General features: G+C 64.0%; 21 protein-coding genes and 2 tRNA genes. 9 read left to right on the top strand and 14 right to left on the bottom strand.

What is annotated here, in order from left to right; genetic code table 11:
* Positions 1-27: 27 nt before the first annotated feature.
* Positions 28-681 (top strand): MOSC domain-containing protein, encoded by a 654-nt coding sequence (locus VHN57_RS08320; protein WP_278393309.1) that lies wholly within the window; start codon positions 28-30, stop codon positions 679-681.
* A gap of 13 nt (positions 682-694) precedes the next feature.
* On the opposite strand, the gene VHN57_RS08315 is transcribed toward VHN57_RS08320, so the two are convergent.
* From VHN57_RS08315 to VHN57_RS08280, 8 genes are all read right to left on the bottom strand, one after another.
* Complete coding sequence (locus VHN57_RS08315) at positions 695-1,321, bottom strand: LysE family translocator (RefSeq protein ID WP_004207323.1); 627 nt, start codon at positions 1,319-1,321, stop codon at positions 695-697.
* 100 nt (positions 1,322-1,421) lie between these two features.
* Positions 1,422-1,886, bottom strand: a complete 465-nt coding sequence (locus VHN57_RS08310; protein ID WP_423283462.1) for a MaoC family dehydratase — start codon at positions 1,884-1,886, stop codon at positions 1,422-1,424.
* A 59-nt stretch (positions 1,887-1,945) separates the two neighbouring features.
* Entirely contained in the window at positions 1,946-3,496 is a 1,551-nt protein-coding gene (locus tag VHN57_RS08305; protein WP_037506607.1) for an alkaline phosphatase D family protein, read from the bottom strand.
* 45 nt (positions 3,497-3,541) lie between these two features.
* Positions 3,542-4,822 carry an alkaline phosphatase family protein gene (locus tag VHN57_RS08300; RefSeq protein ID WP_423285998.1) on the bottom strand — a complete coding sequence of 427 codons (1,281 nt, stop codon included), beginning with the start codon at positions 4,820-4,822 and terminating at the stop codon, positions 3,542-3,544.
* 74 nt (positions 4,823-4,896) lie between these two features.
* Positions 4,897-5,424 (bottom strand): DNA-deoxyinosine glycosylase, encoded by a 528-nt coding sequence (locus tag VHN57_RS08295; RefSeq protein ID WP_278988734.1) that lies wholly within the window; start codon positions 5,422-5,424, stop codon positions 4,897-4,899.
* Between the two features lie 4 nt (positions 5,425-5,428).
* Complete coding sequence (ychF, locus tag VHN57_RS08290) at positions 5,429-6,529, bottom strand: redox-regulated ATPase YchF (RefSeq protein WP_004207317.1); 1,101 nt, start codon at positions 6,527-6,529, stop codon at positions 5,429-5,431.
* Positions 6,530-6,598: 69 nt separating this feature from the next.
* On the bottom strand, positions 6,599-7,324 hold the full coding sequence (locus VHN57_RS08285; protein ID WP_423283459.1) for a DUF2490 domain-containing protein: 726 nt from the start codon (positions 7,322-7,324) through the stop codon (positions 6,599-6,601).
* Positions 7,325-7,390: 66 nt separating this feature from the next.
* On the bottom strand, positions 7,391-9,019 hold the full coding sequence (locus VHN57_RS08280; RefSeq protein ID WP_278986247.1) for an alpha-D-glucose phosphate-specific phosphoglucomutase: 1,629 nt from the start codon (positions 9,017-9,019) through the stop codon (positions 7,391-7,393).
* A 225-nt stretch (positions 9,020-9,244) separates the two neighbouring features.
* Between VHN57_RS08280 and VHN57_RS08275 the strand changes: the two genes are divergently transcribed.
* Positions 9,245-10,297 (top strand): linear amide C-N hydrolase, encoded by a 1,053-nt coding sequence (locus VHN57_RS08275; RefSeq protein WP_278986248.1) that lies wholly within the window; start codon positions 9,245-9,247, stop codon positions 10,295-10,297.
* Between the two features lie 6 nt (positions 10,298-10,303).
* Here the strand turns inward: VHN57_RS08275 and pth are convergent, their stop codons facing one another.
* The 4 genes from pth to VHN57_RS08255 all read right to left on the bottom strand — a co-directional run bounded on the left by pth (position 10,304) and on the right by VHN57_RS08255 (position 13,510).
* Positions 10,304-10,873 (bottom strand): aminoacyl-tRNA hydrolase, encoded by a 570-nt coding sequence (gene pth / locus VHN57_RS08270; protein WP_278986250.1) that lies wholly within the window; start codon positions 10,871-10,873, stop codon positions 10,304-10,306.
* 88 nt (positions 10,874-10,961) lie between these two features.
* On the bottom strand, positions 10,962-11,573 hold the full coding sequence (locus tag VHN57_RS08265; protein WP_004207310.1) for a 50S ribosomal protein L25/general stress protein Ctc: 612 nt from the start codon (positions 11,571-11,573) through the stop codon (positions 10,962-10,964).
* Positions 11,574-11,688: 115 nt separating this feature from the next.
* Positions 11,689-12,579, bottom strand: coding sequence for a TraB/GumN family protein (locus VHN57_RS08260; protein WP_278986251.1), 891 nt, complete (start codon positions 12,577-12,579; stop codon positions 11,689-11,691).
* 4 nt (positions 12,580-12,583) lie between these two features.
* The gene (locus VHN57_RS08255; RefSeq protein WP_278986253.1) at positions 12,584-13,510 is read right to left on the bottom strand and encodes a TraB/GumN family protein; all 927 of its coding nucleotides are present in this window, start codon (positions 13,508-13,510) and stop codon (positions 12,584-12,586) included.
* A 134-nt stretch (positions 13,511-13,644) separates the two neighbouring features.
* On the opposite strand from VHN57_RS08255, the gene VHN57_RS08250 reads away from it, so the two are divergent.
* The 3 genes from VHN57_RS08250 (at position 13,645) to ppdK (ending at position 19,556) form a co-directional block, all read left to right on the top strand.
* Complete coding sequence (locus tag VHN57_RS08250; RefSeq protein WP_004207307.1) at positions 13,645-14,517, top strand: glycine--tRNA ligase subunit alpha; 873 nt, start codon at positions 13,645-13,647, stop codon at positions 14,515-14,517.
* Complete coding sequence (gene glyS, locus VHN57_RS08245) at positions 14,517-16,718, top strand: glycine--tRNA ligase subunit beta (protein ID WP_278986255.1); 2,202 nt, start codon at positions 14,517-14,519, stop codon at positions 16,716-16,718. The genes VHN57_RS08250 and glyS overlap by 1 nt, the downstream gene beginning before the upstream one ends.
* A gap of 138 nt (positions 16,719-16,856) precedes the next feature.
* A complete protein-coding gene (gene ppdK / locus VHN57_RS08240; protein ID WP_125985937.1) occupies positions 16,857-19,556 on the top strand; it encodes a pyruvate, phosphate dikinase in 2,700 nt (899 codons plus the stop codon).
* A 63-nt stretch (positions 19,557-19,619) separates the two neighbouring features.
* Here the strand turns inward: ppdK and VHN57_RS08235 are convergent, their stop codons facing one another.
* The gene (locus tag VHN57_RS08235; RefSeq protein ID WP_278986257.1) at positions 19,620-20,111 is read right to left on the bottom strand and encodes a hypothetical protein; all 492 of its coding nucleotides are present in this window, start codon (positions 20,109-20,111) and stop codon (positions 19,620-19,622) included.
* Positions 20,112-20,249: 138 nt separating this feature from the next.
* On the opposite strand from VHN57_RS08235, the gene VHN57_RS08230 reads away from it, so the two are divergent.
* The 4 genes from VHN57_RS08230 (at position 20,250) to VHN57_RS08215 (ending at position 21,085) form a co-directional block, all read left to right on the top strand.
* Positions 20,250-20,326 (top strand) — tRNA-Arg (locus VHN57_RS08230).
* 106 nt (positions 20,327-20,432) lie between these two features.
* A complete protein-coding gene (locus VHN57_RS08225; protein ID WP_004207303.1) occupies positions 20,433-20,612 on the top strand; it encodes a hypothetical protein in 180 nt (59 codons plus the stop codon).
* A 93-nt stretch (positions 20,613-20,705) separates the two neighbouring features.
* On the top strand, positions 20,706-20,888 hold the full coding sequence (locus VHN57_RS08220) for a hypothetical protein (protein ID WP_004207302.1): 183 nt from the start codon (positions 20,706-20,708) through the stop codon (positions 20,886-20,888).
* Positions 20,889-21,008: 120 nt separating this feature from the next.
* Positions 21,009-21,085 (top strand) — tRNA-Arg (locus VHN57_RS08215).
* A gap of 72 nt (positions 21,086-21,157) precedes the next feature.
* Here VHN57_RS08215 and VHN57_RS08210 read toward each other — a convergent pair.
* Positions 21,158-22,606 carry a cobyric acid synthase gene (locus tag VHN57_RS08210; RefSeq protein WP_278986259.1) on the bottom strand — a complete coding sequence of 483 codons (1,449 nt, stop codon included), beginning with the start codon at positions 22,604-22,606 and terminating at the stop codon, positions 21,158-21,160.
* Positions 22,607-22,618 lie beyond the last annotated feature (12 nt).

The following is a 22,618-nucleotide window of genomic DNA, read 5'->3' as shown; positions in this document are numbered from 1 at the left end:
CGCGCTGCAACCATGGCATGGAGCGGCATGACCCAGCCTTTCATGACCATCGATGCGCTGCTGATCGGCATGCCCCGGCCCTTTCGTGATGACGAGCATAGCGCCATTGGCAAGCTGCCGGTCGCTGGCCCGATCCGCATCAACTGGCTGGGGTTCGCGGGCGACGGGGTGGCCGATACCGTTCATCATGGCGGCTGGGACAAGGCGATCCATCTCTATCCGCAGGACCATTATGGCTGGTGGCGCGATCGCAAGCCCGATCATCCACTGCTCGACGCGCCCGGCGCCTTTGGCGAGAATATCGCAAGCCGCGGCATGACCGAAAGCGACATATGCCTGGGCGACCGGTTCAGTCTGGGCAGCGCGGTGGTGGAGGTGAGCCATGGCCGCCAGCCCTGCTGGAAGCTCGACCATCGTTTCGGTGCCCGCGACGTGATGGCGACGATCGTCAAGACCGCGCGCTGCGGCATCTATTTCCGAGTGATCCGCGAAGGCGAGGCGGAAGCGGGCACGCGGATGGGGTTGCTGGAGCGGCCCTTGCCCGACTGGAGCATCGAGCGGGTCTTTCGCCTGCTGATCGGCGGCGGGCACAAGGCCGATCCTGATGCGGTGCGCGCGCTGGCCGAGATGCCGCAACTGGCCGAAGCCTGGCGCGAACGGGCGCGCAAGCTGGCGGCGTGACGGCTGAGGCTGACTAGCGCTCCACCGCCATCCGCACGGCGAGGCCGCCCAGCACCGTGCCCATGAACCAGCGCTGGATCGTCAGCCAGCGCGGCCGGGTGCCGAGGAAACCGGCGATCGATCCGGCGAGGCAGGCGATGATCGCGTTGACCGACAGGCTGATCGCGATCTGGGTCGCGCCCAGGATCAGCGATTGGCCAAGCACATGGCCGCGCGCCGGATCGACGAACTGGGGCAGCAGCGAGAGATAGATCATCGCTACCTTGGGATTGAGCAGATTGGTCAGCAGCCCCATGGCGAACAGCTTGCGCGGGCCATCGAGCGGCAATTGCTTCACCTGGAAAGGCGAACGGCCGCCGGGCCGCACCGCATTCCAGGCGAGCCACAGCAGATAGAGCGCGCCGCCCAGGCGCAGCACATCATAGGCGAAGGGCACCGCCATCAGCAGCGCGGTGATGCCGAAGGCGGCAGCGACCATGTAGAAGAGGAAGCCGCAGGCGACGCCGAGCAGCGAGACCATGCCGGCGGCGCGCCCCTGGCTGATCGAGCGGGAGATCAGGTAGATCATGTTCGGCCCCGGCGTCAGCACCATGCCGAGCGAGATGAGGGCGAAGGCGGCAAGATGCGCGGCGCTGGGCATGGCTGGGCTCCCCGATGAGAATGCGCCTTTGCTTAATGGCAGGCGATCCGCACCGACAGGTCCGGGATAGTGGAAGTGGCCCCATCCGGCCGAGGGCGGATCAGGCCGGCCGCGTCCGCCACATGGCGATCGGGCACATGGTCAGCACGGGTTCGTCCTTCTGGTTGTAGAGCGTCACCTTGTTGCGGACGATGCCCATTTCCGGGCGGCTCTGCGAAATCTTCTTGTCGATCACTTCATTGGTGCCACGCAGCGTGTCGCCGGGGCGAACCGGGCGCAGCCAGCGCAGTTCATCGACGCCCATCGCGCCCAGGCTGGCCGCCTGACGGCCCGGCTGCTTCTGCATTTCGGCGACGAACATCTTCATGAACAGGGCTGTGGTGTGCCAGCCGCTGGCCGAGATGGTGCGAAAATGGGTGGTCGCCGCTGCCTCGTCGGACAGATGGAAGGGCTGAGGATCGAACTCCGCGGCAAAGGCGACCGTTTCCTCGCGCGACAGGGTCAGCGGCCCGAACGCGAAGCTGTCGCCTATCTCGATATCCTCGAAATAGAGAATGTCGTCCATCTATCCATCTCCCATTGCAACGGACATGGTGTATGGTGACTTTCCGTTTACGTCAACTGTCAGCTGATGCTCAGCCCCGGCGTGCCGCGCGGAACGGTCATGGTCGCGCGGGTGCGGATCTGGCCGCCCGGCGCCGATACCTGATCCATCACCATCGCCCGCGTCGTCCAGGAGTCGGCCGTCACTTCGCAGGTCAGATAGCCGCGCTGGTCGTTGATGAATTTGAGCTGCGGGTTGTTCTTCAGGATGATGTCGCTGCCGGGCCGCAGGTCCGATCCGTCGCCGCCGGAGGAAATGGAGGTTGACACGAACTCCACCGCCACCGGCTTGGTGCCGTCATCCAGCAGGCCGGCGAAATTCTGATGCTCGTCGCCGGTCAGGACCACGACATTGTTCAACCCCTTCATCCGGCCGAGCAGCCGCTGGCGCTGCACCTTGTAGCCGGCCCAGGTGTCCATATTGTAGATGGGATCGGTCGCATCTTCGCTGTTGCGGCGGTCGAGCGCCATCATCATCACCTGCTGCGCCAGGCAGTTCCACTTGGCGTCGCGGCGGGCAAGGTTGCGGGTCAGCCAGCCTTCCTCCTCGGCCGAAATGACCTGTGCCTGGGTGGCGGTCATTTCGGCGCAGGCCGGCTTGAAATTGTCGCCGCAGGGCTGGTCGGTGCGGAAGGTGCGGGTGTCGAGGAAGTCGATCGACAGCAGGTCGCCGAAGCGCGCCTGGCGATACATGGTGCCGATCATCTCGCTGCGGGGCGCCATCGCCGCGCGGACCGGCATATATTCATACCAGGCCTGCATGCCGGCGGCGCGGCGCATGCGGAAGGCATCGGCCGGCGCGCCCTTGGCGTCGATGTCACCGACCCAGTTGTTGGCGACCTCATGATCGTCGAAGGTCGGAAACCAGCTATGGCGGCAACGCGCCGCCTGCAGATCATAATCGCTCAGATATTGGGCGTAGCGCAGGCGATAGTCGGCAAGGTCATAACAATCCTGGCCGATATGGTCGCGCACCTGCGGTCCGGGCAGGCCGTCCTTGTCATAGTCCGGCCCGCGCTGGCTATATTCATAGATGAAGTCGCCATAATGATAGACGAAGGCGAGATCGTCCTCGCGCGCCAGATGGCGGAAGGCAGTGAACAGGCCATCCTGATAATTCTGACAGCCAGCGACGCCGAATTTCAGCAGCTTGGGACTGGCCGACGCCAGCGGCAGGGTGCGGGCGCGGCCACGCGTCGACTGGTCGTTGCCGAGCGCAAAGCGATACCAATAGGGCCGGTCGGGCTGAAGGCCGGTCACTTCGACATGGACGCTATGGCCCAGTTCGGGCCGGGCGGTCGCTTCGCCGCCGGCAACGATGGTCCTGAAGCGATCATCGGCCGCGACCTCCCATTTCACCGGGATAGGCGTCATCGGCATGCCGCCATGCGGCTCGAACGGGCGCGGCGCCAGCTTGGTCCAGATGACGAAGCCGTCGGGCGCCGGATCGCCCGATGTCACGCCCAAAGCGAAGGGATAGCCGGCGAACCAGCTCTGGGCGCGAAGGAGGGCGGGCGCGCCGGCGATCGGGGCGATGGCGGCGGCGGAGAGGAGCGAGCGGCGCGTGAACATGACGCGCCGCCTAGAACCGCTTTATGACAAATGCATGTCGCCCGATCAGGGCTTCACCAGCCCCTGCAGCACCGCCGGATTGCCATCGCTCGCCACCGGCGTCACGCCCAGCAGGCGGGCGAGCAGCGGATAGACATCGACATTGGTGAAATCGGCCGAGGGACGGAAGCCGCCGACGAAGGCCGGGCCGTTCGCGATGAACAAAGCCTGCATTTCGGGCGCCCGATCGTCCCAGCCATGGTCGCCGCCGGTGACCGGCTTGGTCGGCGTCGTATTCTGGAACACCCAGCCGGTTTCGGCCAGGCAGAAATAGGGCGGGATGCGGCGATGGGTGCCATAGTGGAAGCGCGCCGGGATGTCGCTCTTGCGCCAGCACTGCATATGGTCGCGCGGCTTGAACAGAGCGGCCTCCAGCGCCTTTTCGCGGCCGGGATTGGCGACCAGGCTGGCATAGGGGCCGGCCTCGACGACGCGATAGTCGGCCGGGTCGGCGATCTTGTCGATCGGCAGCACCCGGTCATTCGCCTTGGCCGCCATGCCATGGTCGGAGACGATGACGATATTGGCGGGCTGGCCCAGCGCCTTCAGGCCGGCGACCAGTTCGCCGATATGGGCGTCGACGTCCGCCACCGCCCGCGTCGTTTCCGGCGCGGCCGGGCCATTGATATGGCCGGCGGTGTCGACTTCATCGAAATAGAGGGTGACGAAGCGCGGACGGATGTCGGCCGGGCGGCGCAGCACGTCCAGCACGCCGTTGACGCGCTGGGTCGGGCTGATCGCCTCGTTGAACTGCGCCCAGTCGCTCGGGCGCGATCCGCCGCTGATCCTGTAGGGCCATTCGGCCGCCTTGTTGCCGCCCCAGGCGACGTTGGAGCCGGGCCAGAACATGGTGGCGGTGCGCACGCCCTGCTTTTCGGCGGTGATCCAGATCGGCTCGGCCTCGTTCCACCAATAGGGATCGTCGCTGGCCATGGTGAACTTGTCCTTGGGCCGGCTGTCATCTTCCATATTATTAGCGACGATGCCGCTGCGGTCCGGCCGGTCGCCGGTCACGATCGCCCAATGATTGGGGAAGGTCTTGGTGGGGAAGGAGGGGCGCATCGACGCCTCGGTCCCGCCGGCCGTCAGCGCGTTGAGATTGGGCGAGACGCCGCGGGTCAGATAGTCGGGACGGAAGCCGTCGATCGACACCAGGATCGTCACCGGCGCGCGCTGTTCGGCCGGGGCGGCGGCGACGCTCGCTGGATGCTGCTGCACCGGGGCGCAGGCGCCGAGCAAGGTGGAAACGGACAGGGCAAATGCGAGCGACAGGCGACGGGCGGACATCATGGCCTCATGGCAAAAAGGAAGATTTGACCGCTGCTTAGCAGTCCAACCATGTCGGTAAAGTGACGAATGGTTCATGTCGGATCGACATAGGGTGCCAATATGCTCCAGGCCTGTCGTTTGGCATCGCGTGAAAGGCTGGCATAGGCGCCGCTGGAGGAGGGGAGGTCGATCATCACCAGATCGGACCTTTCCCCCAATTGTCGGCGGCCATGCAGGGCAGCGGTCTTGCCGTTGAAGGCGATCGCGCGGAGATTGGGCAGGCGGGACAGGAAGGCGCTGAGGTCGCGCAGTTCCGCGCCCCGGATGCTGCTGTCCAGGCTGCCGTCGCGGTCGGCGCTCTCGATCACGTCCCAAAGGCCCACGCCTCGCGCGCGCAGCCGCTTGAGCTTCATCGCATAGGGGGCGCTGCGGACATCCTCGCCCAGAATGTCGCTCATTAATGCCCAGAAGGCATTGCCGCGATGGGCATAATATTCGCCCTGCTTGATCGAGGTGTCGCCCGGCAGGCTGCCCAGGATCAGCAGCCGCGTTCCCGCATCCACGCTGGGCGGGAAGGCGGCCTTGCGCTGCGCAGGCCGCTGGCCAATGCGCAGCGCCATCGGATCAGACGTTGAAGCGGAACAGCATGATGTCGCCGTCCTGCGTCACATAATCCTTGCCTTCCGAGCGCCACTTGCCCGCTTCCTTGGCACCGGCTTCGCCGTTGAACTGGACATAGTCGGCATAGGCCATGGTTTCGGCGCGGATGAAGCCCTTTTCAAAGTCGGAGTGGATGGCGCCGGCGGCCTGCGGGGCCTTGCTGCCCTTGGCGACGGTCCAGGCGCGGGCTTCCTTGGGGCCGACGGTGAAGAAGGTGATGAGGCCAAGCAGCTCATAGCCAGCGCGGATGATGCGGGCGAGGCCGGCTTCGGTCAGGCCCAGCGCTTCGAGATATTCGCCGCGTTCCTCGACTGGCATGGTGATGAGTTCAGCCTCGATCGCGGCCGACACGATGACCGCGCTGGCATTTTCGGCCGCCGCCTTCTCGAACACGCGGGCGGAAAATGCGTTGCCCTCGGCCGCGGCGCCTTCCTCGACATTGCAGACATAGAGGACAGGCTTGGCGGTCAGCAGCTGCGCCTGGGCGAACAGGCGAGCTTCTTCCTCGTCGCGCGGCTGGGTCAGGCGGGCGGGCTTGCCGTCGCGCAGCAGTTCCAGCGTCTGGCCCAGCACCGATGCGGCGGCCTTGGCTTCCTTGTCGCCCTGCGCGCCTTTCTTGAGCAGGTTGGGAACGCGCTTTTCGAGGCTTTCGAGGTCGGCGAGCATTAGTTCGGTTTCGACCGTCTCGGCGTCGGCGATCGGATCGACTTTGCCCTCGACATGGGTGATGTCGTCATCCTCGAAACAGCGCAGGACGTGGACGATGGCGTCGGTCTCGCGGATGTTGGCCAGGAACTGGTTGCCCAGCCCTTCGCCCTTCGACGCGCCGCGCACCAGGCCGGCAATGTCGACGAAGGCGAGCTGCGTTTCGATGATCTTGGCGCTGCCGCCGATCCTGGCGATGGTCTGCAACCGGTCGTCGGGCACGGCGACGCGGCCCTCATTGGGCTCGATCGTGCAGAAGGGATAATTCGCCGCCTGCGCCGCCTGCGTCTCGGTCAGCGCATTGAACAGGGTGGACTTGCCCACATTGGGAAGCCCGACGATACCGCAACGAAAACCCATTTGACTGCCTTCATGTCTCAGATGATGCCGCGCCGATAGCGGTTTCGGCGCGGATTGGCCAGCCTTGCGTCAATGGCGGAAGAACAGCGTCACCGATGCGACATGGTTGACGCGCTGGCGGCTGCCGCCCTGGTCGATCAGCTGGTTGAGATAGCCGACTTCCATGGTCGATGCACCGGGCAGGCCAATCTCGACCCCGGCGAAGCTGCGCAACTGGTCGAAGCCCTTGCGGGCGCCCCAGTCGGTATCGTTGAGGGCGAAGAAGACCTCGCCATAGGCGAGCGCATTGACCGCATCGCTGCCCGGTTTGAGCGCATGTTCCACCCGCAGCATCTCGCGCAGGCGCCAGCCCATGTCGCTGCCGTTTGAGCGCCAGCGCTGCTCCAGCCGGGTGCGCGAGGAAATCTCGGCATCCTTGGGCCGGGCCAGCGTCCAGCTCAACTGCTGGAAGCTGCGTTCCTCATTGGCGTCCTTGCCACCCTCGATCGGGACGACGACATGGGCGTAACCCTGATAGAGGGTGATATCGCGCGACAATTTGACGCCCAGCGCGCCGCGGAACAGCGCCTGGTCGATGCGCGACACGCCGTCGCCGACGCGCGGCTGGATTTCCGCAAAATAGACCAGCTCGTCCTTGATCGACCCCATCGCCGTCAGATTGACCCAGAGCTGCTCGTCCTCGCTCGTCGCGGCCTGGGCGGGCACGGCGAGGGCGGCAAAGGACAGGGTGGCAAGGGGCAGGGCGACAGCAAGCGACGGGAAACGCATGAAACCTCTGGCGGTGGAAAGCGACATTCCCACCGCCTTTAGGTTGCTGTCATTGCTGTCCCGTTGCTGCGGGGTAAGCGATGGTGAACCGGTTCAGGTGATGACGCTGGGCTGGTCCATGCCGGTATAGCCGGCAATGTCGGCCAGTTCTTGTGCGGCCGCGACCAGCGGCGCCAGCGCATCGCCGGTGGCCAGCGCCAGATCGCCGTCCGGCCCGACATAGCGCTCGATATAGACGCGCAAGGTGGCTCCCTCGGTGCCGGTGCCCGACAGGCGGAAGACGACGCGCGATCCATCCTCGAACAATATGCGCACGCCCTGGTTCTTGCTCACTGACTGGTCGGTCGGGTCGGCATAGGCGAAATCGTCCGCCGCCTTCACCGTGCCGCCGCTGTTGCCGGTGCCGGGCAGGCTGGCGAGCGTGTCGCGCAACGCGGCCATCAGCGCATCGGCCTTGTCCTTGGCGATCGCTTCATAGTCGTGGCGGGCATAATAGTTGCGGCCATAGGTCGCCCAATGATCGGCCATGATGTCGGCCACGCTCTGCTGGCGCGCGGCCAGGATGTTGAGCCACAGCAGGACGGCCCAGATGCCGTCCTTCTCGCGCACATGGTCGGACCCGGTGCCGGCGCTCTCCTCGCCACAGATCGTTGCCATGCCGGCGTCGAGCAGATTGCCGAAGAATTTCCAGCCGGTCGGCGTTTCGTAGAGCGGGATGCCCAGCTTCTCCGCCACCCGATCGGCTGCGCCGCTGGTCGGCATGGAGCGGGCGATACCCTTGAGGCCACCGGCATAGCCGGGCGCCAGATGGGCATTGGCGGCCAGCACCGCGAGCGAGTCCGAGGGCGTCACATAGCAATGGCGGCCGATGATCAGGTTGCGGTCGCCGTCGCCGTCCGACGCAGCGCCGAAGTCGGGCGCATTGGTGGCCATCATCCGGTCATAGAGGGCCTTGGCATGAACCAGATTGGGGTCGGGATGGTGATGGCCGAAATCGGGCAGGGGGGTGCCGTTCATCACCGTTCCGGCCGGTGCGCCCAGGCGCTTTTCGAAAATCTCGGTCGCATAGGGGCCGGTCACCGCGCTCATCGAGTCGAAGGCGAGGGTGAAGCCACCGGCGATCATCGCCCTGATCGCGGGGAAATCGAACAGGCTTTCCATCAACGCGGCATAGCCGGCGACCGGATCGACCACCTCGACGGTCATGGCGCCCAACTGGCTGGTGCCGAGCGTGTCGATATCGACGTCGGCGGCATCGAGGATGCGATAGCTGTCGATCGTCAGGGTCCGCGCGTGGATCGCGTCGGTCACCTTTTCGGGGGCTGGCCCGCCGTTCGACACATTATATTTGATGCCGAAATCCTCGTCCGGGCCACCCGGATTATGGCTGGCCGACAGCACCAGCCCGCCAAAGGCGCCGGACGAGCGGATCAGATGCGACGCAGCCGGGGTCGACAATATGCCGCCCTGGCCAACCAGCACCCGGCCAAAGCCATTGGCCGCCGCCATCCTGAGTGCGATCTGGATGACTTCGCGATTGAGATAGCGGCCATCGCCGCCGATCACCAGGGTCTGGCCGGCATAGCTGTCCAGGCTGTCGAACACCGACTGGATGAAATTTTCCGCATAATGGGGCTGCTGGAAGACCCGAACCTTCTTGCGCAGGCCCGATGTGCCGGGCTTCTGGTCGTCGAAAGGCGTGGTCGCGACGGTCTGGATCACCTCTGTCCCCTGCTTTGCCTAATAAGTCGTTACGCCTCTATGGCTTGTTCATGCTGCACTGCGCAATGCGCTTTGTCGCGCCGAAGGTGCGGGCGGCCGTGATCGCATGCGATTACTGCGCAAGAGACGGGTTGGCCAAAGCCGTCATGCGGGTTATCACCCATGGCAACTATTCAGAAAATCGGCATTTTCAGTGACAGTATCGTGACCTTTGTAGGAGGTTTCATGTCTCGTCTGCCCGCTTTCCTGTCCGGTCTTGCGCTGCTGACGGCGCAACTGGCTTCGGTATCGGCCGATGCCTGCACGCGCCTAGTCTATCATGGCGCCAATGATGATGTGATCACAGCCCGGTCGATGGACTGGAAGGTGGATGTCGGCACCAACCTCTGGATCTTTCCGCGCGGCATTGCGCGCAGCGGGGAGGCTGGCCCCAATTCGGTCAAATGGACGTCCCGCTATGGCAGCGTGATCGCCACCGGCTACGACATTTCTACTACCGACGGCATGAACGAGGCGGGGCTGACCGCCAATCTCCTGTGGCTGGTCGAATCCGAATATCCCCATTTCGACGGCAAGCAGCCGGGCATGAGCATCGCCATCTGGACCCAATATGTGCTCGACAATTTCGCCACGGTGAAGGCAGCCGTCGATGAACTGTCCAAGGAAAGCTTCGTCGTCGTCACCGACAATATTCCGGGTGAGGAACGGCTCGGCACGCTTCATCTCGCGATCTCGGACGCATCGGGCGACAGTGCCATCTTCGAATATATCAAGGGCAAGCTGGTGATCCATCACGGCCCGCAATATCCGGTGATGACCAATTCGCCGATCTTCGATGAGCAACTGGCGCTCAACGCCTATTGGAAGGATATTGGCGGAACGACCATGTTGCCGGGCACCAACCGCTCGGCCGATCGCTTCGCCCGCGCCTCCTTCTATGTGAAGGCCATTCCCAAGAGCGAAGACCCGGTGACGGCGCTGGCCAGCGTGTTCAGCGTGATCCGCAATGTCTCGGTGCCACTCGGCATCTCGACCCCGGATCAGCCCAATATCTCCTCGACCCGCTGGCGCACAGTCGCAGATCACAAGCGCAAGCTCTATTTCTTCGAATCCGCGATGACGCCCAACAGCTTCTGGGTCGACCTGAAGACGATCGACTTTGCCTCTTCCGTGAAGGTGAGGAAGCTCGATCTTGGCCCGAACCAGACGAAAACCTATTCGGGCGAGGTCAGCGGCCAGTTCAAGGATGCGCCGGCCTTCAAATTTCTGGGCCTCTGAACCGCCTCAGTCGGCCAGCCGCAGCGCCACTTCGTTCATGAAGCGGGCGTCGTCATTCTTGGCCAGCCATTCCGCCTCGGCACCGATCGCGCCCAGCATGTCGGCCAGCGCGTCCATCTCGCTCTTGTGGTAATTGCCCAGCACATAGCCATGGACCTTGTCCTTGTGGCCGGGATGGCCGATGCCCAGGCGCACGCGGCGGAAATCATTGCCGATATGGGCGTCGGTCGACCGCAGGCCGTTATGGCCGGCATTGCCGCCGCCGCGCTTCACCTTGACCTTCATCGGGGCGAGGTCGAGTTCGTCGTGGAAGACGGTCACGTCCTGCGGCGTCAGCTTGTAGAAGCGCATGGCCTCGCCGATCGCGCGGCCGCTTTCGTTCATGAAGGTGGCGGGCTTGAGCAGGATGACCTTCTCCGGGCCGATCCGCCCTTCCTGCACCCAGCCCTGGAACTGCTTCTTGGGCGGCGAGAAGCGATACATGTCGGCGATCAGGTCCACGGCCATGAAGCCGACATTGTGCCGGTGCATCGCATATTGCTGCCCCGGATTGCCGAGGCCGGCCCAGATCTGCATCGTCTATCTCGCATGAAAAGAAAAATCCCGCCCGCCGGTTAGGCGGACGGGATCGGAATTTCCAGCCTGCAAGCAAGCTGTAAGGCGATTACTCGCCTTCGCCCTCGGCGGCTTCGCCTTCGGCGCTCTTGAGAGCCGAGGGAGCGACGATGGTGGCGATGGTGAAGTCGCGGTCTTCGATCGCAGCCTTCGCGCCCTTGGGCAGGGTCACGGCGCTGATGTGGATCGAATCGCCGACTTCGAAGCCCTTGAGGTCGACGACGACGTCATCGGGGATCTCGGCGGCATCGACGACCAGTTCGACGTCGTGACGGACGACGTTCAGCACGCCACCCTTCTTGAGGCCGGGCGAGGCGTCTTCATTCTCGAAGCGCACCGGGACAGCGACGGTCACGGTGGCATGTTCCGAAACGCGCAGGAAGTCGGCGTGCAGCGGACGATCGGTCACGGGGTGGAAGGCCACATCCTTGGCGAGGGTGCGGACGGTCTTGCCGCCGACTTCGACCATGATGACCGAATTGAAGAAATGACCGGTGCCGAGCTGCTTGTTGAGGAGCTTTTCCTCGACGTGGATCGACAGGGGTTCTTCGTTCATACCATAGATGACGGCGGGTACGCGGCCCTCACGGCGGAGGGCGCGGGAGGCTCCCTTGCCTGCCCGATCGCGTGCCTCGGCCGACAGCGTAAGCTGCTCGCTCATTGCGTGTCTCCAAAAGCAAATTTGATACAATTTTCCCGCCACGCCTCCAGGGATGACCATCGCGGGAAGGCGGCCCTGTAGCAGAAAGCGGCGATAAAGCAAGTTTAGCGTTGGCTTATTGCACGCGCGTGACCTTGTAGCCCTTGGCCTTGAGCAGGTCGACGAGATTGTCCTTGCCGGTCAGGTGGCCGGCGCCCACCGCGATGAAGGGGCGGCCCTTCAACTTGTCGACCGCGCCGACCCAGTCGCGGTTGCGCGCGGTCAGGATCGCATCCTCGACCACCGGATCGGGCTGCTCGCCATTCTGGTCCTCCTTGGCGATCGCCTCCATGTCGCCCTTGGCCCAGGCGCTCAGGATGCGATTATAGAGCGCCTTCATGTCCTTGGCTTCATGGATGGTCTGGATCAGCAGCTTGCGCTGCGCCGCTTCGGGCAGGCCGTCAAAGGCGCCGAACTGGCGCTCGACGGTTTCGAGGCCACCGATCGGCCGGCCCTTGAAGGCGGCGATCAGTACCGGCTCGACGCCATTGGCCTGGCTGACGTTCAGGCTTTCCTGCGACGCGGCCGACAGCAGCATGGCGGCCGCCCAGCTTTCATAGCCCGACAACGCCTGCGCGCTGGTGCCGCCTTCCTTGACGATCCGGTCGAGTTCGGGGCGCTCGCCCGCCGGCACACGCGCGTCGAGCGCGGGCAGGTTGGGGCTGCGGCCCATGCTTTCGAACAGGCCCAGCGTCTTCTGCTGGTCCTGCAGGTCGGCGGCCTCCAGCACCAGCTGGTCGGCGTCCTTCCAGGCCTGCTTGATCGTCGGCGTCTGCCAGTCGACCCCTTCGGGCAGGACATGGATGGTGCCGAAGATCCAGCCGTCTAGCCCCGCGCGCTCGACCCGCCACAGTGCCGGGCCCTGGCCGGCCTCGACCTTGGGGGCAGGGGCCTTCTGCTCGCTGCCGCACGCGGCGAGTAGCGCAAGACCGCAGAGGGCCAGGAAACGGATCATCCAGCTTTTCATGGCCTTATTCCCCCTGCTTCACACGCGCGCTGGCGATGCCCAGTGTCTTCAACTGATCCTGCACGCTGCCCTTGCCGGCCAGATGGCCCGCGCCGACGGCGACGAAGACGGTGCCGGGCTGGTCCAGTCGCGCCTTGATCCACTTGGCCCAATTGGCGTTGCGGTTGATCAGCAGCACCTGCGCCAGTTCCGGCGTGGCCTTGAGCGAATCGTTCATTTCGTCGGCCAGCTTTTCCGGCTGGCCGGTCTGCCAATGGTTGAGCAGGGCGGCGAACTCGCCTTCCATGCCGTCCATGCCCTCGACCGTGGCGTTGAGGAACTCGACTTGTTGCGCCATCGGCAGGTCGGCGAAGAAATTGAGCTGCTGCTCCACCGTTTCCAGCGCGCCGACCTTCTTGCCGGCCTTCTCGGCTGCGGCGCGCAAGATCTTCTCCGCGCCGATATCGGACTGGTAGCCCAGTTTCTGCAGCGGCGCGACCGACAGGATCATGCCCGCCATCCAGGGATTGAACGCCTCGAACGACTGCCAGGGCACCCCGGCCGCCACCATCGCCGCGCGATATTTCTGCGCGGCGTCGGGCGCGAGCCGGGTGGACAGGGCGACCCGATCGGTCGCCATCGCCTTGCCCGCCATCATCTGCGCCATCTCGTCGGGGTTTTCGGGCTCGATGATTTCCAGCACCAGTTCGTCCGACGCGTCGAACGCCTGCTTCACCCCGCCCTTGAACCAGTCGATCCCCGGTTTCAGCACATGGACGGTGCCGAACAGATAGATGGTCGTGTCGTCATCCTTCACCTGCCACAGGGCAGGGGCGATGTTGACAGCGATGTTGGCGGGTTCGCGGGCGGCGAGGGGCTGGGTCTGGCCCAAGGCGCCGAGCAGCAAAAGTCCCGCGGAAAGCCAGCAGGACGGGAAAGCGGTCAGTCTCATATCCCTTCCATGCGGGCGCCGGGCGCGCAGGGCAAGCGGCTTAACCCTGTTCGACGCGGCTTTTCCTTGACCCTTGGCCCGCGCTGCGCCAAGGCGCGGCCGACCATAATCTGTCATTATTGCAAGGACCACCGGTGGCCGAGGGCAAAGCGCTTTCCTTCCAGGACCTCATTCTCACCCTGCACGCCTATTGGGGCAAGCAGGGTTGTGTCATTCTTCAGCCCTACGACATGGAAGTGGGGGCGGGTACGTTCCACCCGGCGACCACGCTGCGCAGCCTGGGCCCCAAGCCCTGGAACGCGGCCTATGTCCAGCCTAGCCGTCGTCCGACCGACGGCCGCTATGGCGAGAATCCGAACCGGCTGCAGCATTATTACCAATATCAGGTGATCATGAAGCCCAGCCCTGCGAACCTGCAGGAGCTGTATCTGGGCAGCCTTCGGGAAATCGGCATCGACCCGCTGGTCCACGATATCCGCTTTGTCGAGGATGACTGGGAAAGTCCGACGCTCGGCGCCTGGGGCCTGGGCTGGGAAGTCTGGTGCGACGGCATGGAAGTCACCCAGTTCACCTATTTCCAGCAGATGGGTGGCTATGATTGCAAGCCGGTCGCGGGCGAGCTGACCTACGGCCTTGAACGCCTCGCCATGTATATTCAGGGCGTCGACAGCGTCTATGACCTGAAGTTCAACGACCAGGGCGTCACCTATGGCGACGTGTTCCTGGAAAATGAGCGGCAGATGTCGAAATGGAATTTCGAGGTCGCCGACACCGAAAAACTGTTCCGCTGGTTCAAGGACTGCAAAGCCGAATATGACCAGTGCATCGCCAATGATGTGCCGCTCGCGGCCTTCGAGCAGGCGATCAAGGCCAGCCACACCTTCAATCTGCTGCAGGCGCGCGGCGTGATCTCCGTGCAGGAGCGCGCCAGCTATATGGGCCAGGTCCGCGACATGGCGAAGGGTAGCTGCGAAGCGTGGATGAAGACCAACGGATGGACCGCCTGATGACCGATTTCCTCCTTGAACTGCGCTGCGAGGAAATTCCCGCGCGCATGCAATTGAAGGCGTCCGACGATCTGGCGCGCCTCTTCACCGAGGAACTGGCCAAGGCCGGGCTCAAGCCCGCGTCGATCGACAGCTTCGTCACGCCGCGCCGCCTGGCGCTGATCGCCCGCGACCTGCCGCTGGAAACCGCGGCGGTCAGCGAGGAGTTCAAGGGGCCCCGCACCAGCGCCCCGGCGCAGGCGCTCGAAGGCTTTCTGCGCAAGACCGGCCTGACCCAGGATCAGTTGGAGGATCGCGACGGCGTCTGGTTCGCCGTGGTGAACAAGCCCGGCCGTGCCACCACCGACGTGCTGGCCGAAGCCGTGCCGGCAGTCATCCGTGCATTCCCCTGGCCCAAGTCGATGCGCTGGGGCGCGGCCAGTGCCACCACCGAAAGCCTGCGCTGGGTCCGCCCGCTGCAGGGCATCATCGCGCTGCTCGGCGGCGAGATCGTTCCGCTGTCGATCGAAGGGATCGAGGCTGGTCGCGAGACGGTGGGCCATCGCTTCCATTCGACCGGGGCGATCCGCATCGACGGCGCCGATGACTATGCCGACAAGTTGCGCGCCGCTTATGTCATCGTCTCGCATCAGGAGCGTCAGGCGATCATCGAGGCGAAGGCCGGCGAGGCCGCTGCAGCGAAGGGCTATAGCGTGATCGAGGACAAGGGCCTGGTCGCGGAGAATGCCGGCCTTACCGAATGGCCGGTGCCATTACTCGGCGATTTCGATCCGGAATTTCTTGAGGTTCCGCCTGAAGTCATTCAGCTAACCCTGCGTATCAACCAGAAATATTTCGTGCTGCGCGATGCAGCGGGCAAGCTGGCCCCGGCCTTCATCTGCACCGCCAATATCGAGGCGAAGGATGGCGGCGTGGCGATCGTCGCTGGTAACCGCAAGGTGCTGGCCGCGCGCCTGAGCGACGCCCGCTTCTTCTGGCAGCAGGACCGCAAGACCCCGCTCGCCGAGCAGGCGAAGAAGCTTGGCCGCATCACCTTCCATGAGAAGCTGGGCACCGTCGCCGACAAGGTCGAGCGCGTCGCAAAGCTGGCCGAATGGCTGGCGAGCGAAGGTATCGTGCCGAACTGTGACCCGGCGCTGGCGCGCCAGGCAGCGGAACTGTGCAAGGCGGACCTCGTCACCGAAATGGTCGGCGAATTCCCTGAACTGCAGGGCGTTATGGGTGGCTATTACGCCCGCGCCGAAGGCCTGCCCGACGCCGTCGCCGATGCGATCCGCGACCATTACAAGCCGGTTGGGCAGGGCGACGACGTCCCCACCGCGCCGGTCACGGTGGCGGTCAGTTTGGCGGACAAGCTGGATACTTTGGTGAGCTTTTTCGCCTTCGGGATGTCGCCGACTGGATCTAAGGATCCGTTTGCCCTGCGTCGCGCCGCTCTTGCCGTTCTCGCAACCATTCAGAATAACAACATCCGTCTTCCATTGTTTGAGCTGATGAAGTCGGATTATGTTCCTGATCTGTTGCAACCATTGCTGCTAGGCAATGTGAGATCCGATATTAAACGTGATATTGAAGCATTTGAACGGGCAGGGTTTACGCCTGATCAGCTGAATATTGGCGAGTACACCGATAAAATTCGAAAATCTGTTGCTCCAACGGATCTGACCAAGCCGATTATTGCAGCGTGCTTTGAAATCATTCCCTTCTTCGCTGACCGTCTCAAGGTCCAGCAGAAGGAAGCCGGTGTTCGCCACGACCTGATCGACGCGGTGTTCGCGCTGGGCGGCGAGGACGACCTTGTCCGCCTGCTCGCTCGCGTGAAGGCGCTCCAGTCCTTCGTCGCGACGGACGACGGCGCCAATCTGCTCGCGGGCTACAAGCGCGCCGCCAATATCCTCAAGAAGGAAGGCGTGGAGCAGGCGGAGGCGATTTCGCTTTCCTATGAACCCGAAAAGGCGGAAGCTGATCTGATCGCTGCGCTCGACGCGGCGGAACCGCAGGCGGCACAGGCTGTCGCGGCCGAGGAGTTCGAGGGCGCCATGGCCGCGCTCGCGACGCTCCGCGCGCCGATCGACGCCTTCTTTGAGACCGTGACGGTGAATGATGCTGATCGGGCGAAGCGCACGACTCGCCTCGCGCTGCTGGCGCGGGTCCGTGATGCAGTGCACAATGTCGCCGACTTTTCGAAGATTACAGGATAAGGAAACGAAATTCCAAAATCTGCGGGAAATATGCGAAGTTAAGCGGGATAAGTCCTATCCCCTAATGGCTTGAGCCGCTAATTGCGGCATTATTATTGCAACGCACAACTCGGCAATCAGTGCAGGGAGAGCCGGTATATGGTTATGACGGAAGAGGCCCAGATGAGCACCACTTCGACGCGCTATGTTTATCGTTTCGGCGGTGGCGTGAACGATGGGGGCAAGGGCGACAAGAATCTGCTGGGCGGCAAGGGCGCGAACCTTGACGGCATGGCCGCGATTGGCCTGCCGGTGCCGCCGGGCTTCACCATCACCACCGAAATGTGCACCCGCTATTATACCGATGGCGGCGTCTATCCCGAAAGCCTGAAGGCGGAAGTCGCCAATGGCATCGCCCATATCGAGGCGGTCACCGGCAAGAAATTCGGCGACGCTGCCGATCCGCTGCTAGTTTCGGTCCGCTCGGGCGCGCGCATCTCGATGCCGGGCATGATGGACACGGTCCTCAATCTCGGCCTGAATGACGAGACTGTGCTGGGCCTGGCCGCCGCATCGGGCGACGAGCGTTTCGCCTGGGACAGCTATCGCCGTTTCATCCAGATGTATTCGGACGTGGTGCTGGAACTCGATCATGGCGCATTCGAGGAAGCCCTTGAAATCGCCAAGGAAGATCAGGGCTACACGCTCGACACCGAAATGACCGCCGACGACTGGAAGGCGCTGGTTTCGGAATATAAGGCGCTGGTCGCCAAGCTCTGGAACAAGCCTTTCCCGCAGGATGTCGCCGACCAGCTCTGGGGTGCGATCTCGGCCGTGTTCGGCAGCTGGCAGGCGGACCGCGCCAAGGTCTATCGCCGCCTGAACTCGATCCCCGGCGACTGGGGCACGGCCGTCAATGTGCAGGCGATGGTGTTCGGCAATATGGGCGACACCTCGGCCACCGGCGTCGCCTTCACCCGTGACCCCGCGACCGGCGAGAATGCCTATTATGGCGAATATCTGATCAACGCTCAGGGCGAGGACGTCGTTGCCGGCATCCGCACGCCGCAGTACCTCACCAAGCAGGCGCGCGAGCGGGCAGGGGCCAAGCCGCTGTCGATGGAAGAGGCGATGCCGGAAACCTATGCCGAACTGGCACGGGTGTTCGACATCCTCGAAACCCATTATCGCGACATGCAGGACATTGAGTTCACGGTGCAGCAGGGCAAGCTCTGGATGCTCCAGACCCGCTCGGGCAAGCGCACGGCGAAGGCTGCGCTCAAGATCGCGGTTGAAATGGCCAATGAAGGCCTGATCTCGGAAGAGGAAGCCGTCGCCCGCGTCGATCCCGCCGCGCTCGACCAGTTGCTCCACCCGACCCTCGATCCCAAGGCGCCGCGCGATGTGCTGACCAAGGGCCTGCCGGCCTCGCCGGGCGCGGCCAGCGGCGCGATCGTGTTCGATGCCGACACCGCCGAGCGTCGCAACGAACTGGGCGACGCCGTCATCCTGGTCCGCGTCGAAACCAGTCCGGAAGATATTCACGGCATGCACGCGGCCAAGGGCATCCTGACCGCGCGTGGTGGTATGACCAGCCACGCCGCCGTGGTGGCGCGCGGCATGGGCCGTCCCTGCGTCTCGGGCGCGGGCAGCCTGTCGATCGACAATGCCAACAAGATACTGCGCATCGGCAGCCGCGAGCTGAAGGAAGGCGATATCCTGACCATCGACGGCGCCACCGGCGAAGTCATGGCGGGCGAAGTGCCGACCGTGCAGCCCGAACTGGCCGGCGACTTCGGCATCCTGATGGCCTGGGCCGACAAGGTCCGTCGCCTGAAGGTCCGCGCCAATGCGGAAACCCCGCTCGACTGCCAGACCGCACGCGATTTCGGTGCCGAAGGCGTGGGTCTGTGCCGCACCGAGCATATGTTCTTCGACGCGGCCCGCATCACCGCCGTGCGCGAAATGATCCTGGCCGACAGCGAGAAGGGCCGCCGCGTCGCGCTCGACAAGCTGCTGCCCGAACAGCGGGACGATTTCGCCCAGATTTTCATGGTGATGGCCGGCCTGCCCGTGACCATCCGCCTGCTCGATCCGCCGCTCCACGAATTCCTGCCGCATGGCGAAGCGGAGTTCGAGGAAGTGGCCAAGGCGGCCGGCGTCGGTGTCGAGGCGCTGAAGCGTCGTGCCGCCGAACTGCATGAATTCAACCCGATGCTGGGCCATCGCGGTTGCCGCCTGGGCGTGACCTATCCCGAAATCTACGAGATGCAGGCCCGCGCCATCTTCGAAGCCGCGCTGATCGTGAAGGAACGGAGCGGCGAAGCGCCGATCCCGGAAGTCATGATCCCGCTCGTCGCGACGAAGAAGGAACTGGAACTGATGAAGGCGATCGTCGATCAGGTCGCCAAGGACGTCTTTGCGGAGCAGGGCGCGTCGGTCGACTATCTGGTCGGCACGATGATCGAACTGCCGCGCGCGGCGCTGAAGGCTGGTGAAATCGCCGAAGTCGGCGAATTCTTCTCCTTCGGCACCAACGACCTCACCCAGACGACGATCGGCATCAGCCGTGACGACGCCGGCCGCTTCCTGACCCAATATGTCGACAAGGGCATCTTCGCCCGCGATCCGTTCGTCAGCATCGATGTGGAGGGCGTGGGTCAGCTCATCGAACTGGCGGCCGAGCGCGGTCGGGCGACCCGCCCCGGCATCAAGCTCGGCATCTGCGGCGAACATGGTGGTGATCCGGCCTCGATTGCCTTCTGCGAGGCGACCGGCCTCGATTATGTCTCGGCCTCGCCCTATCGTGTGCCGATCGCCCGCCTCGCCGCGGCGCAGGCCGCTCTGGCGAAGAAGTAAGAGGAAAGGGCGGGAGGCAACTCCCGCCCTTCTTCGTTTCAGGGGGCTCAGGGTTTCAGGGGGTCAGGCCTGGCCGGTGAGGCGGCTCAGTAGGCCCGGCTTCTCGCCCCGTTCCAGATCATGCGCCTGGCCGCGCCAGTCCTCATGCGCGATCGTGCCGGGCTTGAGCCCCAGGCGGGCTTCCAGCGTCGCTTCCTGCTCGCTATTGAGCGCCGCGATCTGGCCATAACGGTGATAGCCCGCCTCATTGAGCGCGACCTCCTGCGTCTGGCTGATGCCGTTGATGCGGCTGAGGTCATCGCGGCCCTGCACGCCGCCTGCAACCGCCGTCGCGGTGCCGGGGCCGATCGGTGCGGACTGTCGCTCCAGTTCGGCGATCCGTTCATTGGCGACATTCAGCCGCGCATCGCGATCCCGGATGGCATGGTGGTGGGCGCTCTGCTCCTCGCGCCACAGGCGCTTATATTTGCCTCGGCCGCTCATCATCAGGCCAAGCACCAGGCCGGCCAGCAGCGCCACCAGCAGCAGCGCAATCTCATTGGGTGTGAAGCTCATGTCGGCATCCTTTCCAGCGTCGAAACGATCAGCCCGCCGGGAAGTTGCCGAAAACGCCCATGGTTCGGGCATTGTCGAAAAAAGTGAAAGAAAGTGCTTGCCAGCACCGCCGGACGCTTCTAACAGCGCCACTCCAACGCACCCGTAGCTCAGCTGGATAGAGCATCAGACTACGAATCTGAGGGTCGGACGTTCGAATCGTTCCGGGTGCACCATTTTCCTTCATCGCTGAACGATCGAACGCAACTCGCTGAGGTTGCTTGATATTCTGCTGCGTCAATCGGCATTGACGGCGGGCGCGATCTGGCGAAGCATTCCATCATGCGCACCACATTGGGCATCTGCACTCGCAAGGCACGCTATGCCACGGAGGAGGAGGCCTGGGCGGTCGTCCATCGGGCCGATATCGTCCTGCGGCCTTATCGCTGTGCGCTGTGTCGCCAATATCATCTGACCAGTCGGACCAAGGGCATGCGACTGCGGCCACCCTATCGGGAATGACCGATCAGAGGCTGGAGCGGCTTCCAGATTATTTTCCCTGCCGAAGTCAGCATGCTAGGATCGACGCATCGTTACGACATGCGGGGAATATCCATGGTCTGGATCGCACGCCTCCTTCTGTTCATCCCGTCGCTGATTGCGGGCTGGTTCGTGTCGCAGGAAGATCCGCGCTACTGGGTGATTGCCCTGGCGATCGGCCTCACTTTCCTGGCGCTGGGCATCATTGCCGCCATCTACATCCCGATTCTCCATCCCTGGCCGCGCCGCAAGCAATAGGCGGCGAGGGGCAAGTCCTGGAAATACGGGCTTTTGTCGGCGATTTTCGCATAAATTTCACATTGATGATTTTTGGGGGTTGCCAGATCAGCCGGGCCCTTATATCTGCGCCTCCACAACGCACCCGTAGCTCAGCTGGATAGAGCATCAGACTACGAATCTGAGGGTCGGACGTTCGAATCGTTCCGGGTGCACCATTCCTTCACAGGAATAAAATGGGCCGGAAACCGCAAGGTTTCCGGCCCATTTGGCGTTTAAGGGCTGAGCGCTCAGCCCAGCGCCAAGGCGACGATCGCGTCGATGTCCAGATGCTCTTCCAGCCGGGCGGCGATCGCATCCAGCGCCATGTCGACCGACTTATCATAATCCGCCACGCCGCCATCAACGCCCAGCCGGGCAAGCAGGGCCGCGCGCAGCGGGCAGCTGGCGAGCAGGCCATGGACATAGGTGCCTATCACCCGGCCGTCGGCGCTGATCGCGCCATCTGCATTGCCGCCAAGGCGTGCGAAGGGCCGCTCGCTGTCGGGGCCAGTCGTTTCGCCGATATGCATCTCATAGCCGCCAAAGACGGCGCCCAGCGCCACACCTTCGACCCGTTCCAGTCGCTTGCCCGCCGACAGTCGCGTCTCGACTTCGAGTAGCCCCAGGCCGTCGACCGTGCCCGCCGGTCCCTCGATACCGTCAGGATCGGCAATATGCTGCCCCAGCATCTGATATCCGCCGCAAATGCCCAGGATCGCGCCGCCGCGGCGATGATGCGCCAATATGTCGATGTCCCAGCCCTGTGTGCGCATGGCCGCCATGTCGGCGATCGTCGCCTTGGAGCCGGGCAGGACGATCAGCGCGGCCTCGGCAGGTATTGGCTGGCCAGGCGGCACCATGCGCAATTCCACGCCGGGATCGAGCTTGAACGGGTCGAGATCGTCGAAATTGGAAATGCGCGGCAGGATGGGGCAGGCGATGATGGTGCGCGCGGTTCCGGGCTGTGCTGTCCGCTCCAGCGCCACCGCATCCTCGCTGGGCAGACGGGCGGTCGCCTCCAGCCAAGGGACAACACCAAAGCCGCGCCAGCCCGACAGCGCTTCGATCTGGCGATAGCCATCCTCGAACAGCGCGGGGTCTCCCCGGAACTTGTTGATCAGGAAGCCGCCGATCATCGCGGCATCGTCCGGATCAATCACAGCCCTGGTGCCGACGATCGCCGCGATCACGCCGCCCCGGTCGATATCGCCGACCAGCAGCACCGGCACGTCAGCGGCACGGGCAAAGCCCATGTTCGCAATGTCGCCGGCGCGCAGGTTGATCTCGGCCGGCGATCCGGCGCCTTCGACCACGACAATGTCGCATTGCGCCTTCAGCCGCTCATAGCTTTCCAGCACGGCGCCCAATAACTGTCCGCGCGCACTGCGGAAATTGCCGCTGCCCAATGTGCCGCGCACCTGGCCATGGACGATCAACTGGGACGTCCGGTCGGCCTGGGGCTTCATCAGCACCGGGTTCATGTCCGTATGCGCCTCGACCCCGCAGGCGATCGCCTGCAGCGCCTGTGCGCGGCCAATCTCGCCGCCATCGACGGTGACGGCGGCATTGTTCGACATATTCTGAGGCTTGAAAGGGCGGACGCGATACCCTCGGCGGAGCAGGGCGCGGCATAGCCCCGCTACCAGCACCGATTTGCCGACGTCCGATCCGGTTCCCTGCAGCATGATTGCGCCCATGGCCTGTTCCTG

It is taken from the genome of Sphingobium salicis subsp. salicis (assembly GCF_049472635.1).
Lineage (GTDB): Bacteria > Pseudomonadota > Alphaproteobacteria > Sphingomonadales > Sphingomonadaceae > Sphingobium > Sphingobium yanoikuyae_A.
This window is presented reverse-complemented; position numbering and strand designations above follow the sequence as displayed.